General features: G+C 64.4%; 15 protein-coding genes. 5 read left to right on the forward strand and 10 right to left on the reverse strand.

The features are described 5' to 3' along the window. Position 1: 1 nt before the first annotated feature. Both F0311_RS04845 and F0311_RS04850 read right to left on the reverse strand, forming a co-directional pair. Positions 2-298, reverse strand: coding sequence for a hypothetical protein (locus tag F0311_RS04845; RefSeq protein WP_150460816.1), 297 nt, complete (start codon positions 296-298; stop codon positions 2-4). Beyond that, positions 295-1,551: a hypothetical protein gene (locus F0311_RS04850; RefSeq protein WP_150460817.1), complete on the reverse strand. Its 1,257-nt coding sequence runs from the start codon at positions 1,549-1,551 to the stop codon at positions 295-297. Before F0311_RS04850 ends, F0311_RS04845 begins: the two co-directional genes overlap by 4 nt. Before the next feature lie 134 nt (positions 1,552-1,685). Here F0311_RS04850 and F0311_RS04855 point away from each other — a divergent pair, with 134 nt between their 5' ends. From F0311_RS04855 to F0311_RS04865, 3 genes are all read left to right on the forward strand, one after another. Then, positions 1,686-2,405, forward strand: coding sequence for a 3'-5' exonuclease (locus F0311_RS04855; RefSeq protein WP_150460818.1), 720 nt, complete (start codon positions 1,686-1,688; stop codon positions 2,403-2,405). Positions 2,406-2,420: 15 nt separating this feature from the next. Then, entirely contained in the window at positions 2,421-2,795 is a 375-nt protein-coding gene (locus F0311_RS04860) for a hypothetical protein (RefSeq protein WP_150460819.1), read from the forward strand. A gap of 87 nt (positions 2,796-2,882) precedes the next feature. Continuing rightward, positions 2,883-3,746: a hypothetical protein gene (locus F0311_RS04865; protein ID WP_150460820.1), complete on the forward strand. Its 864-nt coding sequence runs from the start codon at positions 2,883-2,885 to the stop codon at positions 3,744-3,746. A 21-nt stretch (positions 3,747-3,767) separates the two neighbouring features. On the opposite strand, the gene hemL is transcribed toward F0311_RS04865, so the two are convergent. From hemL to F0311_RS04880, 3 genes are all read right to left on the reverse strand, one after another. Next, positions 3,768-5,075: a glutamate-1-semialdehyde 2,1-aminomutase gene (gene hemL, locus F0311_RS04870; protein ID WP_150460821.1), complete on the reverse strand. Its 1,308-nt coding sequence runs from the start codon at positions 5,073-5,075 to the stop codon at positions 3,768-3,770. 8 nt (positions 5,076-5,083) lie between these two features. Continuing rightward, positions 5,084-6,064 (reverse strand): porphobilinogen synthase, encoded by a 981-nt coding sequence (hemB, locus tag F0311_RS04875; RefSeq protein ID WP_150460822.1) that lies wholly within the window; start codon positions 6,062-6,064, stop codon positions 5,084-5,086. A gap of 167 nt (positions 6,065-6,231) precedes the next feature. Further along, positions 6,232-6,591, reverse strand: a complete 360-nt coding sequence (locus F0311_RS04880) for a hypothetical protein (protein ID WP_150460823.1) — start codon at positions 6,589-6,591, stop codon at positions 6,232-6,234. 235 nt (positions 6,592-6,826) lie between these two features. On the opposite strand from F0311_RS04880, the gene F0311_RS18400 reads away from it, so the two are divergent. Beyond that, on the forward strand, positions 6,827-7,225 hold the full coding sequence (locus F0311_RS18400; RefSeq protein ID WP_223881144.1) for a hypothetical protein: 399 nt from the start codon (positions 6,827-6,829) through the stop codon (positions 7,223-7,225). Continuing rightward, positions 7,110-7,928, forward strand: a complete 819-nt coding sequence (locus F0311_RS04885) for an NAD-dependent formate dehydrogenase (RefSeq protein ID WP_223881177.1) — start codon at positions 7,110-7,112, stop codon at positions 7,926-7,928. The genes F0311_RS18400 and F0311_RS04885 overlap by 116 nt, the downstream gene beginning before the upstream one ends. Before the next feature lie 27 nt (positions 7,929-7,955). Here the strand turns inward: F0311_RS04885 and F0311_RS04890 are convergent, their stop codons facing one another. The 5 genes from F0311_RS04890 to F0311_RS04910 all read right to left on the reverse strand — a co-directional run bounded on the left by F0311_RS04890 (position 7,956) and on the right by F0311_RS04910 (position 14,796). Further along, the gene (locus F0311_RS04890) at positions 7,956-8,705 is read right to left on the reverse strand and encodes a uroporphyrinogen-III synthase (RefSeq protein WP_191089743.1); all 750 of its coding nucleotides are present in this window, start codon (positions 8,703-8,705) and stop codon (positions 7,956-7,958) included. A gap of 121 nt (positions 8,706-8,826) precedes the next feature. Further along, complete coding sequence (locus tag F0311_RS04895) at positions 8,827-11,217, reverse strand: beta-glucosidase family protein (protein WP_150460825.1); 2,391 nt, start codon at positions 11,215-11,217, stop codon at positions 8,827-8,829. A gap of 45 nt (positions 11,218-11,262) precedes the next feature. Continuing rightward, on the reverse strand, positions 11,263-12,108 hold the full coding sequence (locus tag F0311_RS04900) for an ATP-binding cassette domain-containing protein (protein WP_150460826.1): 846 nt from the start codon (positions 12,106-12,108) through the stop codon (positions 11,263-11,265). Further along, entirely contained in the window at positions 12,101-13,858 is a 1,758-nt protein-coding gene (locus tag F0311_RS04905) for a dipeptide/oligopeptide/nickel ABC transporter permease/ATP-binding protein (RefSeq protein ID WP_150460827.1), read from the reverse strand. The genes F0311_RS04900 and F0311_RS04905 overlap by 8 nt, the downstream gene beginning before the upstream one ends. After that, the gene (locus F0311_RS04910) at positions 13,855-14,796 is read right to left on the reverse strand and encodes an ABC transporter permease (RefSeq protein WP_150460828.1); all 942 of its coding nucleotides are present in this window, start codon (positions 14,794-14,796) and stop codon (positions 13,855-13,857) included. Before F0311_RS04910 ends, F0311_RS04905 begins: the two co-directional genes overlap by 4 nt. Positions 14,797-14,810 lie beyond the last annotated feature (14 nt).

Genomic DNA, 14,810 nt, shown 5'->3' on the forward strand with positions numbered 1-14,810 from the left:
GTTACATGTCTCCGAAGTCCAGAATGTGGCTGGCCACGGTGCCCTCGCAGTCCACAAAGTGCACCTCGGTGAACCGGGAAAGCTCCACTGCATAATGCCGGGCGCAGAGTGTCTCTGCATAGTTCTCGGAGCTGCTCTTGCCCCGCCAGACAATCTTCTTAGTGGGGGTGTCGGTGCATACGTCCCAGTACCACAGGCAGCGCGGATTGCCCTCACCCTCGCCCAGCTCGGGCACCGGCGGAAACCCGGTATCGCGCTCTGCTCTGTCCTTTACCGGGTTCACTGTCAGGGTGCTCATTGCTGACCTCCTGTGCTGGCCTCGTCGTCGTTCTTCCTCTCTTCCTGCTGCTGGTGGTGCAGCTCGATGAGCTGCTGCTCGGCTTTCTGCACCGAAGCCTGGACCTCCTGCTGGCTCAGCTGCCGGGTGTGGTCCAGCTCGCGGCCCCACCGGCGGGCCCACATCTCCTCGGCCCAAGCCTTGTTGAGGTGCTTGTCCTCGGACTGTGCGCTGAACCAGACATCTGCCCCGTCCCGGTCATAGCGCAGCGTAACCACGGCCTTACGCGCAGGAACCAGCAGCACACTGTCCACCCCCTCCTCGGTGATGCCCCACCAGGGGTGCCGGGGTTCGCCGGTGCCGAATGCCTCCTGCACCCGGTAGAGCGGGACCATGTCATCGCCGTGGAACTGCTCCACCGCCGCCCCGTCCATCACCAGGCTGAAGCCTGCCCAGTCTCCGACCCCCTCACCGAGGCTGCGCACTCCGCGCGGCTTCTGCGTCAAATCCCCCAGAGTGATCTCCAGAGGCCGGACCACCAGCTCCCCGGGCAGCTCCCCGGATGCCCCGGGAGCCTGATGGCTCAGACCGGTGCAGTACAGGCTGCCCTCTGCTCCTGCTGAGAAAGCCTGCGCATCTGTCAGCGCCAGGACCTTCAGCTGAGCCGTGGAGGGACCGGCGGCCTCATTGAGCCAGTCGGTGAACTCCTGGGCGGTGCGGAAGTTGGCCGTGTTGTTGGAGGTGGAGTCGAAGCTCACAATGGCCCGCTCCACCCGGTAGAGCTGGGTCTCAATGTCCTCGGACTCCCAGTGCTCCTCGGTGCAAACCCAGCTGTGGGCGTTCTGCGCGTCCCGACGGGCCAGCCAGTCGAACCACAGCGGCAGCGTGGCCGCATACCCCCAGACCTTCATGTTCAGCGGGTGCACAAACTCCACCGGCCCTTCCGGACCCTCACAGCTGACCTTCTCCATCCCCTCCTCCAGGTACAGCACGTAGCGCTCCGGGGAGTCCTCGGACTTGCCACGGATCTCCACGAACACGGCCTCAGCCTCGGCATCCGCCCCCAGCACGAACTTCTCCACTGTCAGCTCGCTGTTGTAGGGCAGCGGCATCTCCCAGCCCTCAGCCCGGTACATGCGCAGGGTGTGCCGCAGCTGCTCACGCAGCTTCATCCGTGCCCGCGAGTGCGCCTTGTACCCCGGGTGCACCCCGCCGGCCACCCGCCCGTGGTGCTCCAGCTCGTCCTCGATGCTCATGGTCTCTTTCACGGTCATTGGAACCAACCTCCTCAGGATCTCTCAGCTCTTCAGTTCCGTCCTCGTGATTCCACAGTAGGGCCGGGCACCGACATCGAAACTTCCGGCGCCGGTCCGGGGACGTCTCCGGTGCTGGCGGTAGTGTTGCCGGCATGGATAGCAATGCATTGTTCGAGCTGCACCCGGCGGCCGATTCCTGGCACCGGGGCCGCCGCGTGGGCTTCGACCTGGAGACCACTTCCCGGTTTCCTGCGGAGGCGCGGATCGTCTCGGCAGCGCTGGTGACTTTTGACGACGACGCCGCCGGCTCCCCTCTGGTGCGGGAATGGCTGGTGGACCCTGGGGTGGAGATTCCGCAGGAGACCGTGGAGATCCACGGCATCACCACTGAGCACGCCCGTGAACACGGCCAGCCGGCGGCGGAGGCTGTGGCGGAGCTGCTGACCGCACTGACCCTGGAGTTCGCCGCCGAGGTGCCGGTGGTGGTGATGAACGCCCCTTATGATCTCAGCGTGCTGCAGCAGGAGGCTGCGCGCTACGGCCTGGAGTTCCCGGAGCCGCGGCCGGTAGTGGATCCGCTGGTGATCGATAAGCAGGTGGATAAATACCGGCGCGGCAAACGCACTCTGGGCGATCTGTGCGGGGTCTACGGGGTGCTGCTGAACCAGGCGCATTCGGCCGCGCCTGATGCCCTGGCCACCGTGCAGGTGGCCGACTGCCTGGCGGAGAAGTACCAGGAGCTGCAGATGCCGGCCGCCCAGCTGCATGATCTCCAGGTGGGCTGGAAGGCGGATCAGGCCCAGGACTTCCAGGCCTATCTGCACCGGCAGGGCAAGACCGATGCGGTGATCAACGGGGCCTGGCCGCTGTGAGCGAGAATAGACACTATGACTGAGCGCCCCGATCACCCGGAGGAGGAAGATTCCTCCGCGGACCCGAATCAGCCGGAGTCTGCTGAGCTGGATTCTGACGAGGCGGGTCCCGCTGAGCCTGAGTCCGCTGGGACAGAGTTCACCGAGCCGGAGAAGTACAGCGGACCCACCGGTTACCTCCACTCCCGGGATGAGGATATTCCGGACGATATTGAACGCACCCCCGGCGGAGGCCTGCCGATCGCGATCATCGTGATCGCGGCGCTGCTGTTCATCGGTGGATTCTGGCTGTTCCGCCGCTGGCGCCAGCAGTATGTGGACTACGGGGACATCGGCGGCTGGGCCCACCAGGCTCTGCAGTCGGCGCTGGCTGTTTTCGGCCTGGGCTGAGCGCCCGGACACCTTACTGTCAGACCCTGCCTTTACTCTGGTTAACCAGATAAGGCCAGTGGTAACCGGTGGAAGGAGGTGTGCGCCATGAGCACCCGGCGGCTTGATGAGCTGAAGCTCTCCGTCCAGGACCAGGACCACCTGGACTATGAGACCTCTGCGGAGCCGGACCCCACCCTCCCGCTGAGCCGGAACCATGAGCCGACCATGCCGCTCTCCGCGGGAGGCTTCGCCGCTGCCCCGCCTTCTGGCCCTTCACCTGAGCCGTACGAGGAGGAGACCAGCAGCGGGGCGCCACGGCGCACCCTGATGATTGCAGGAGCGGTGATTGCCGCTCTGCTGGCAGCACTGCTACTGCTCCGGCTGCTGATACCCGCCGGTCCCAGCACCGCGGAGATCTTTGAGGATCTGGACATTGTGGGCCAGGAGTGGACGGAGGCCCGCCAGGAGATCCGCAGCGCCGGGGCCGGGGACAGCGACTACCAGCTGGTGGAGCCCGATTCTGCGGCAGCTGACTCCGGGGCGGAGATGCTGGTGGACCGGGTGGAGATCGATGCAGAGAACGACGACGTCACCGTCTACCTGGAACCGGACACCGCCCAGTTTCTTGCCCAGCTCGGGTTGGAAGGGATGAGCTGGCCGCAGGCCCAGGAGGCTCTGGCGGAGGCCGAGCTCGAGCAGGGTTCAGACTATGAGGTGCTCACCGACCGCGGCGAGGTCTGGGTAGAGCGCAACTGGAATGTGGCTGAGGTGCGCACCGAGGGCGATGTTCCGGCGGTCATCCTGACCAATCCCATGCAGAACCGGATCGACGACACCGGCCAGGGGGTGGCCAATTGGACCGATGAGCAGTGGCAGAACCTGCAGGAGTGGGACCCCCGGGACACCTGGCAGGATGTGGAGGACACCTTCAGCGACTGGGGCGAGGAGCTCGAGAACCTGCTGCCCTGAGGCCCCAGCTGCTGAGCCAGCTCAGGAAGAAGCGGCTGCGGCGGCTTGGGCTGCTGCCGGGAGCGCGGAGAGGATCCGGTCGATGGCGGCGTCCTCGTGGGCTGCGGAGAGGAACCAGGCCTCGAACACACTGGGTGGCAGGTAGACCCCGGCCTCCAGCATGGCGTGGAAGAAAGGCCCGTAGCGGAAGGCCTCCTGCGCCTGGGCCTGCGAATAGTTGTGCACTCCGGTCTGGGACGTGCCGAATGCCACCGAGAACAGGCTGCCGACCTTCTGGATGGTGTGGTCCACCCCGGCATCGGAAAGTGCTGCGGCCAGCGCGTCGGCGACCACCTGAGCCTTCAGATCGATGTGCCGGTAGACCTCGGCGGTGGCGTTCTCCAGGGTGGCCACCCCGGCGGCCATCGCCACTGGGTTCCCGGAGAGCGTGCCGGCGTGGTAGACCGGGCCGGTGGGCGCCAAGTGCTCCATGATCTCGCGGCGTCCGGCCACCGCTGCGGTGGGCAGCCCCCCGCCGATCACCTTGCCGAAGGTGAACAGATCCGGGATCCAGCCCTCCTCACGCCCGGAAGCACCCCAGTAGCCGGCCTCGGTGATCCGGAACCCGGTCATCACCTCGTCAAAGATCATCAGAGCCCCGTGTGCCTCGGTGAGGCTGCGGATGAGCTGGTTGAACCCGGGTTCAGGGGGAACCACACCCATATTGGCCGGGGTAGCCTCAGTGATCACCGCAGCAATATCCTCACCATGCTCGGCGAACACCGTCTCAAGGGCCGCGCGGTCGTTGTACTCGATCACGATGGTCTCGGAGGCCTGCGCTTCGGTGACCCCCGCAGATCCGGGCAGTCCCAGGGTGGCGACCCCGGATCCGGCGGCGGCCAGTAGCCCATCGGAGTGGCCGTGGTAGCAGCCGGCGAACTTCACCACCAGGTTCTTTCCGGTGGCGCCGCGGGCCAGCCGGATCGCGGTCATTGTGGCCTCAGTGCCGGTGGAGACCATCCGGATCATCTCCGCCCCGGGAACTCGGGATCGCACCAGCTCGGCCAGCTGAGCCTCAGAGGGGTGGGAGGTGCCGAAGCCGAGCCCTTTGTCCACTGCAGCACGGACCGCGTCGAGCACCGCCGGGTGGCTGTGCCCCAGCAGGGCAGGGCCCCAGGAGCCGACCAGGTCCACATACTCTTTGCCCTCTGCGTCTGTCAGATACGGCCCACGGCCGGACACCATGGAGACGGGGGTGCCGCCCACGGAGCCGAAGGCACGCACCGGGGAGTTCACTCCCCCGGGCATCAGGATCTGGGCAGTGTCGAAGAGGTCCTGGTTGGTGGTCATCGAAAGGTTCAGTCCTCCTGCAGCCAGCGGGCTGCCTCGGCGGCATAATAGGTCAGCACATTGGTGGCCCCGGCCCGGCGGATCGCAGTCAGTGTCTCCAGCGCCACGGTTCTGCGGTCAATCCAGCCGTTGGCGGCGGCGGCCTCGATCATCGCGTACTCGCCGGAGACCTGGTAGGCGGAGACGGGCACATCGGAGATCCCGGCCACATCGGAGAGGATGTCCAGGTAGGCGCTGGCGGGTTTGACCATCACTATATCGGCGCCCTCGGCCAGGTCGAGCTCGACTTCGCGCAGCGCCTCAGTGCGGTTGGGAGCATCCATCTGGTACTGCCGCCGGTCGCCTTTCAACTGGGAGTCCACCGCCTCCCGGAAGGGTCCGTAGAAGCCTGAGGCGTATTTGGCGGCGTAGGCGAGAATGGGCACCTGCTGGTGGCCGGCGGCGTCGAGCGCTTCCCGGATCACTGCGACCTGCCCGTCCATCATGCCGGAGGGGGCCACGACGTCGGCCCCGGCCTCTGCCTGCTCGGCTCCCATCTGGCCGTAGATCTCCAGGGTAGCGTCGTTGTCCACCTCTCCGGCAGCCGTGAGCACCCCGCAGTGTCCGTGGTCGGTGAACTCATCCAGGCAGAGGTCGCTCATCACCGGCAGGTCATCGCCTACGGCGTCTTTGACTGCGCGGATGCTGCGGTTGAGGATGCCCTCCGGGTTCAGCCCGGCTGAACCCTGCGGGTCGCGCTGGGCGGGGATGCCGAAGAGCATGATGCCGCCCAGGCCCAGGTCGGAGGCCTCTGCCGCGGCGTCCAACAACGTGGCCTCAGTGTGCTGCACAACCCCGGGCATAGAGGTGATGGGAGCCGGTTCGGCCAGCCCCTCCCGGACAAAGAGCGGGAGGATGAAGTCTGCAGGGTGCAGCCGGGTCTCGGCCACCAGCCGGCGCAGTGCAGGGGTACGCCGCAGCCGACGAGGGCGTTGTGCAGGGAAAGTCACGTCAAAGGGCTCCTGAAGAGAAGTGGACCACCCTCAACTCTACCGGGGACCGACAGTGACTCCCACCCGATCTGCACTTTTTCCGGGAAACAGCGTTCAGGATCATATGCGCAGGAAGAACGCTGAGCACGGCGATCGCCAAGCAGCCCAAACCAAAGGGCACCAGATCAGTCTCCGTACCTCGATAGAGTGCGCCGCTGACCAGTGAGACCGTCAACCCGAAGGCCCCGCCCACAGCCAGGGTCGGGAGCGTGGGCAGCCGAAACCGCCAGAGAGTGAACCCGGGGGGTATAGGAGCGGATGTAGTAGGACTGTGCTGCCATCACGGCGATAACCGCAGTCACTATACCGCCCCATAGGAATTCGCCACCGCCACTGTGGACTCCGGAGAAGAAGAGCAGAGCAGCTGCGCTGAGAATCAGCAGCATCGCCGCGATATGACCATGCGGCTGTCCCAGCGGCCGAGGCTTCGCAGTGGGCTCGGGAGCAGCCGCTTCCGTGTTCGTCTCGATCTGCGTCGTCATCATTCATGCACCAAGTTTCTTCAGTTGTCACCGTTCTTTTTGTTCTAACAGGACCCGAGGCGAAGATCAACACTCAGCGCCTCCTGCGGAGGCGCTCCGAGCCGATGCACTGCGAATTCTCACCGGGCATCCAGGCGCACACCCTTGACCTGAAGCATCGGGGGCGGTCACGGTGGAAGCGGCAGACGTCAACCAAGCCGCAGACACAAGGTACACAACGCACCGTAAGGAGTCAGTCATGGCAAAGATACTCTGCGTCCTCTATCCCGACCCGGTGGACGGATACCCGCCCGAATACGCCCGGGACGCTCTGCCGCGCATCGAGAAGTATCCGGGAGGACAGACCCTGCCGACCCCGTCCTCGGTGGACTTCTCCCCCGGTGAGCTGCTGGGCTCCGAGTCCGGGGAGCTTGGTCTGAGAACGTTCCTGGAGGAGACCGGCCACAAGCTGGTGGTCACCACGGACAAGGAGGGGGCCCGGCTCGGTCTTCGACCAGCACCTGCCCGATGCCGAGGTGGTCATCTCCCAGCCGTTCTGGCCGGCCTATCTGGACGCCGAGCGGCTCAAACACGCCGAGAACCTCAAGCTGGCCATCACCGCCGAGATCACCTATTCGAACTCCATCAGCGTCTCTGAGCATGCGGTGATGCTGATCCTGAACCTGGTGCGCAATTTTGCGCCGAGTCACAAGTGGGTCACCGAGGAGCGGGGATGGAATATCGCTGACTCCGCCTACCGGTCCTTCGACCTTGAGGGGATGGACGTAGGCGTCCTGGCTGCCGGAAGGATCGGGTATGCGGTGCTCAAACGTCTGGAGCCCTTCGACGTGAACCTGCACTACTTCGACAAGAACCGGCTGCCCTATGACGTGGAGAAGGAGCTGAACCTCACCTTCCATGACTCCGCCCAGGACCTGGTCCGCAGCGTCGATGTGGTCTCGGTCCATGCACCGCTGTCCGCCGAGACCAAGGGACTGTTCGACGAGGAGCTGCTGAACTCCATGCGCCGCGGTAGCTATATCGTCAACACCGCCCGCGGGGCCATTATGGACCGTGACGCTGTGGTCCGCGCCCTGGAGTCCGGCCAGCTGGCCGGCTACGCCGGGGACGTGTGGTACCCCCAGCCTCCTCCGGAGAACCACCCCTGGCGGACCATGCCGCACAACGCGATGACCCCGCATGTCTCCGGGACCTCAATACAGGCTCAGGCGCGATATGCGGCGGGAACCCGGGAGATCCTGGAGGATTATTTCGCCGGGCACAGCATCCGGGATGAGTACATCATCGTCGACGGCGGCGAACTCGCCGGCACCGGCGCGAAGTCCTATAAGATCGGCTGATTCACGGGCGCCCAGGCGTTCAAGACGCTATGAGGAACCCAGTGCCCGCAGCACTCCGACGGCCGTCGGCTCAGGAAGTACGCTGTCGGGGAGGCGACCCAGCGACGTGAGGGCCTCAGCTGTGGGTTGGCCCATGGCTAATGTGGTCACTGGTGGGGCGCTCAGCTGTGCCCACACCCGTGCGGCGGAAGAGCTGGTGATGAGCACTATGTCGCCCTCAGCCAAGTCCCGCGGGGTGAGCAGATCGCCGCTATCACCGCCGGTGATATGGATGGGCTGCAGAGTCTCAGGGGCAGCGGGGTCCAGCGGGACAGTGTCATAGGCGGTGACTCGGGTGACGCTCCAGCCGTCGGTGGTCAGCCCCTCCGCCAGCTCAGGGCGGGCCTTGGCAGACTGCAGAAGCAGCAGTCGCGATCCCTCCGCCGGAGTCGGCAGTTCGGCAAGGACCCCGGCTGCACTGTGGTCCTGGGGCATCCAGGGGTGGTGAGCCTCTGAGAGTTCGTTGAGCACTCGAGCTGTGCCAGAGCCGACGACGCCCACCTGGGTTCGCTCCGGAACAGTCCCGTCCCAGCCGCAGTCCCTCAGGGCTCGCACCGTGTTGCCGCTGGTGAGCAGCAGCCAGTGGAAGTCTCCGCGCTCAAGGCGCTGAATCGTCGTGGTCAGTTCGCTGAGATCCTCGGGCAGCACCTGCTGGGTCAGCGGCAGGAAGGCGACGTCGAAGCCGGCATCCCGCAGGCGGTCCTCCAGCGCGCCAGTCTGCGCGGGATGGCGCGTCATCACAACCCGCCGCAGCCTATGCGGAGCCTCAGATCCGTCCATCCATCCACATTAGCCTTTGCCATGTGAAATCTGAGGATTGCAGTGTGTGCTGGATTGGCGCTTACGGAGCTAAGACGGCTCACCTGCTCCGCGGCCGCCCGTGGCACCTCTTCTCATGGGTAGTGGCTGGCGGATACAGTTCCTGCTCTTGAGCCTGCACATTCTGGATGAGCTCCTCTATCTCCGCTTCGTCCAGCACCAGGTCGAAGCGGTTGGCGAGGGTGTCGAAAACGTTGACGAATGACTTGGCACATTCCTGCAGCACCGCATCCGCCTCCGCCGTAGGCATCTGGAGCTTTCCCACGATGAATGCCGTGACAGCTTCCCTCGCCAACGGGTTTTCGAGAGCGAAGGCGGGTTCTGTCTGCCTGCGCAGTGGCCTCCATGCCGGGCCGGTCTCCGCGATTGCGACCTCCCCTGTGAGCGGCAAGCTCTGTGAAGAGTTCCCGACGTACAGGGTGGCAGGCCCTGGCGGGAGGACTCGGCGATGACGCCAGGAGTCCCAGATGCTGAAGCGGTCCATGGGAACAGCGATGGAGAGCTGTTTCTTCTCCCCAGCCTCCAGGTGGACTTTCTGAAACGCAGCCAGCTGAGGGACCGTCGGGCGGTTCGCCCAGGGGAGGATGAAATAGACCTGCACCACTTCCGCGCCGTCTCTGTTGCCGGTGTTCTCGATGTCGGCCATAAGCCGCAGCTCTTCCCCTGCTTTCACCGCCCCAGAGGCCATACGCAGATGTGAAATCTCGAAGGTCGTGTAGCTCAGCCCGAAGCCGAACGGGAACAGCGGCTCCACCCCGCGTACCTGGTAGGAGCGGTACCCGGCATACGGTCCTTCCGAGTAGAAGTGCTCCCCGGCCTCACCGGGGTAGGTGTGGAACCCGGGAATATCTTCGACCCTCTGGGGGAAGGTCGTCGCCAACTTCCCTGATGGATTGACCTGGCCGAAGAGCAGCTGGGCAACGGCACGTCCCATTGCTTGCCCGGCATAGAAGGGAACGAGCACAGCGCTGACCTCCTCCAGCCACGGCATAGTCACTGCATCGGGAACGGTGAGCACGACGACGGTCGGCAGGCCCGTCCGAGCCGCCTGGCGGATAAGTTCGTCGTACCCGGTGTCGAGGGAGAGGTCCTTGCGGTCGGAGTTCTCTCCTCCTTTGCTCTGCGGAGCGTGGGCGAAGACCACAGCGGCATCTGCTTGGTGAGCGGCCGCTCGCAGCTCCTGCCCCTGAACAATGACGGTATCCCCCTCACGCACCACTCCGGGCAGGTAGTCGACATGCTCTGCACCAGCCAGAGACTTGATCTCCTCCAACGGGATGTCGAGATGGACCGGCGTCATCCGGGCACTGCCGAAGCCCTGGATGATCGGCTCTGCGGCACCCTCTCCGAGCACCAGGAGTCTCTGACCCTTCATCTTGTCGAAGGGGAGAGTGCCGTCATTGGCCAGCAGCACAGAACCTGCCGCAGCCGCTTCGTGCGCGACCTCGTGGCTGTCTTTGAACACTTCGTCCGGTATCGAGTGCGATGGCCTCAGCCCCTGGTTCTCCTCCACGGTGCTGATCAGAGAGAGGATGCGGCCAGCCGACTGGTCAAGAGGCTCCTGCCGCACTTCACCGGCATTGACCGCTGCTTCCAGCTTGGCGGTCCTGTTTCGGCTCTGGGGCATATCGAGATCATTTCCGGCGATCAGCGACGCGGGACGGTCGGTGATCCCGTGCCAGTCGGAGACGACGACGCCCTCGAATCCCCAGAGGTCCCGGAGCACCTCGCTGAGGAGCCAGCGGTTCTGTGCCGCCTGGATGCCGCTGAGCCGGTTGTAGGAGCTCATGACCATCCAGGGCCTCGCCTGCTTGATGACCAGCTCGAATCCCCGCAGATAGACGTCGTGGAGGGCCCGTTCTTCGATGACTGAGTCCATAGAGGTGCGCTCCACTTCGGAGTTGTTCGCCGCAAAGTGCTTGATGCACGCGCCGACTCCCCGGGACTGTAGCCCTTCCACTGTGCCTGCGGCCATGACGGCAGTGAGAATCGGGTCCTCGGAGTAGTACTCAGATGTTCTTCCGGCCAGCGGAGTGCGACGCAGGTTCATCCCCGGTCCCAGAAGAATCCCGACATCGAAGAGGGCAGCCTCGGCGGCCATCGCCTGGCCGAGTCGGAACGCCAGGTCGGGATCCCATGCCGTGCCGACCAGCGAAGCGGTGGGGAAGCAGGTTGCAGGTTCCGTCTTCCGCACCTCGGCGGCTTTGGCGCGGCGTTCGTTGACCATGGAGATGAAGTCACTGAAGTCGGCGTCGGCATTCTCATCAGCCTGGCTGGGGGAATAGCGGAGACCATTGGGCCCGTCAGCCATCACCAGCGAAGGAATGCCCAGGCGCTTGACTGCCGGCGTCCGCCACATTCCATGGCCGGACACCAGGGAGACCTTCTCCTGGGTGGTGAGCTCCTCGAGAAGCTTCCGGTATCGGCTCACTCTGCCCCTTTCTCTGTTGTGTTTCGGAAGTCGGACTGGCGGGCATTAGGCGGTCACGGCGCCGGGGAACTCCCGGCGGTACGCCACCCGGCGTTCGCGCTGCCGTTCAGGATCCGGAACCGGAGAGGCCATCAGCAGCCGCCGGGTGTACGGATCCGTAGGGTCTTCAGTGACTTTGCGCACGTCGTCAAACTCCACAAGCCTGCCGCGGTAGAGGACTGCCACACGGTGCGAGACAGCCCGGATCACCCCCAAGTCGTGGGAGGTGAAGAGCAGTGAAACCCCACTCTCCTGCTGGATCTCCATGAGCAGATCGAGAATCCTGGCCTGGGTCGAAAGGTCGAGCGCACTGACAATCTCATCGCAGACGATCAGCCGGGGCCGGCGGATGAGGGCGCGGGCGATGGCAACTCTCTGGCGCTGGCCGCCGCTGAACTCATTGGGGTATCTGTCCAGGCTGTCGGAGGGCAACTGAACCTGGTCCATGAGGATCTCCGCCTGCTGCACGGCTTCGGCACGGGAGATTCCAGCGGTGCGCAGCGGTTCGGTAACAGTGTCCCTGATAGTCATAGCAGGGTTTAGTGAGCCGTAGGGATCCTGGAAGACCACTTGGAGAGCGCTGGCCAGCTCCCGCCGCCGTGCGGCAGAGGCTCGGGAGATGTCCTCGCCGTCGAAGTGAACCTCACCTTCTGACACCGGGCTGAGACCCAGCACCGCCCGCCCGAGGGTGGATTTGCCCGACCCTGATTCTCCGACGAGCCCGACCGTTTCGCCCGGCCGGACATCAATGCTCACACCGTCGAGGACTCTGGCCTTCTGACGCCAGGCTCCTCGTTTCGGATAGTCCACACAGAGGTTGCGAACATCCAGCAAAGGCTGCTGATCAGTCATGACCACCTCCTGTGGTGAAGTCACGCGTAGGCGCCCCCTCCAAGGAGGCTTTCAGGAGGGCCTGGGTGTAGGGGTGCTCGGGCGCGTTGAAGATCTTGTCCACACCTCCGGCTTCGACCACCGCTCCGGAGCGCATGACCGCCACGTTGTCACAGATGTCAGCGACGACGCCGAAGTTGTGGGTGACCATCAGCATCGCCATGTTCCTCTCCATCTGCAGGTCGCGCAGCAGGTCCAGGATGTCCGCCTGCACCGTGACGTCCAGAGCGGTGGTGGGCTCATCGGCGACCAACAGCTCCGGGTCCATCGAGATCGCTCCTGCGATCAGAACACGCTGAGCCATGCCACCGGAAACCTGGTGAGGATAGAGCTCGTAGACCTTCTCAGACTCATGGATCCCGACCCGGGAGAGCAGCTCCATGGCATGTGCCCGGGCCTGACGCATCGAGAGCTTGAGCACCCGGCGCATGGGAGCCGTCAGCTGGTAGCCGACAGTGTAGACCGGGTCGAGGTTGGACATCGGCTCCTGCGGAACATAGGCCATACGCCGAGGTCTGTGCCTGCCCTGTCCGTCCAGGGGCAGCGGCGCACCGTCGAGGGTGATCTGTCCACCTGTCACCTGCGCGGCTTCAGGAAGCAGGCCCAGCACTGCGAAGACGGACTGGCTCTTTCCCGAACCGGACTCCCCGACCAGTCCCAGCACCTCTCCCCGGTCGACCGAGAAGGAGACACCTTCGACAACGTTGCGAAGCTCCTCGCCGTGCGGATAGGAGACGGTGAGATCTTTGACGGTCAGAAAAGCGGAGGGTCCAGTGTCCTGGTGCTTCTTCCACGCACCGCCCGTGCGGGTGGGAGTCTTCACACTGTGTCTGCGCCGCCGGGCTGATGCCCGCCCTGGGACGAGGGCGTCACGCACTGCGTTGCCGAGCAGCGCCACGGAACCGATGGTGACAGTCAGCAGCAGGCCCGGCCAGACCACGCTCAGCGGGGCCTGGTATATCGCGATAAAGCCCTGTTCAATCATCCCGCCCCATGTGACGGTGTTGATGCTTCCCAGGCCCAGAAACTCCAGGCTTGCCTGGATCGTCATCGCCGTGGCGGTGATGTCAGCCATCATGACGATGATGGGCCCACGGATCACCACAAGAATGTGCCGGAAGATAATCCGCACCGGAGGAACTCCGGAGACGCGCGCTGCTTCCACATAGGCTTCGTTCTTCACACTGATGGCCAGAGCTCGTACCAGTCTGAAGAGGAACGGGGAGATGAGGATGCCGAAGATGAACATGGACAGCGCGATGCGGGGCCCGAATGCGGCATAGACGGCAATCAGCACGATGATGGAGGGGATCGCCAGCAGGGCATCGGCGATCCAGCTGAGCACCGTGTCGGAGATCTTCCCCGCATAGGCAGCAACCAGACCTGTGCTGATGCCGATGACGACGGCCACGACTATGACGATGAGGGCTGCGACCAGCGTGGTGCGCCCTCCCCAGATCAGACGGCTCAGGATGTCACGTCCGGAGACGTCGCCGCCCAGCCAATAGGTTGCGTTCGGCGAGGCGTTGATCTGGTCGAGGAGGGCATAGCGGGGATCGTGGGGAGCGATCCATGGCGCGAGGATGCTCATGAGGATGACCAGCAGCAGCACAATGACGCTGGTGACGCCGAGCGGATTGCTGATGAGCCGTTTCCACGCCCCGGGGCGCACCGACGTCTTTTCTGCCGCCTGTGGGGTTTCGATACTCATGTCAGACGCGCCTTCGGGTTGAGCCAAGCTTGCAGGAGGTCGAAGATGAGGTAGACGAAGACGATGACGATCACGGTGGCCACCACGACACCCATCAGGACCGGGCCGTCACCCCTGGTGGCCGCATTGGTGGCCAGAGTGCCGATACCGGGCAGAGCGAAGACAGCCTCAATGACCACCACACCTGTCCAGATGCCCACGATCTTCATCGACAGCAGAGACACCCAGGGCTCGGCTGCGTTGCGGAGCACATGTTTGAACAGGACCTCGCGGGAGGGAAGGCCCCGGGAACGAAGCGTCCGGATGTAGTCCTTGTTCAGTTCGTCGGCGATCGCCCCGCGGACCATGGACGTCACACGCAGTTCCCCCATCACCACTGCGGCAACCGGAAGCGTCACGGCAGTGGCCCATCCGATGACGTCATTCTGAAGAGACACATATCCGGTGGCTGGGAAGAGCGGGAACTGTATGGCGAAGACGATGACGAGCATCAGCGCGAGCCAGAACTTCGGCAGGGCGCTGAGGATCTCCGTGCCGATCTGGATGATCCGGTCAGCCGCACCCCCCTGGCGAACTGCTGCGAATGTTCCCAGAACTGCGCTGATCAGTGCCAAGACGACGATGGAGCAGATCACCAGGGACAGAGTGATGGGGAGCCTATTGATGATGACCTGGGCCACCGGTTCCGAGGTGAGCCATGAAGCACCGAAGTCCCCGGTGAATGCATTGGCGAACCAATCGATCATCTGCTGGAACAGGGGCCTGTCCAACCCCATCTCTGCGGTTCGCTGAGCCAGCTGCTCCGCCGTGGCCCGTTCTCCTACCAGAGAGCGCACAATCCGCTGCGTATCGCTGAAGACGATCAGGAAAGTCACCACGCTCACTGCCAGAATGAGCAGGACTCCTGACGCTGCGCGGCGGAGGATGTATGTGATCACGCGGCGGTCTTTCT

This window comes from Nesterenkonia ebinurensis (assembly GCF_008711175.1).
Lineage (GTDB): Bacteria > Actinomycetota > Actinomycetes > Actinomycetales > Micrococcaceae > Nesterenkonia > Nesterenkonia ebinurensis.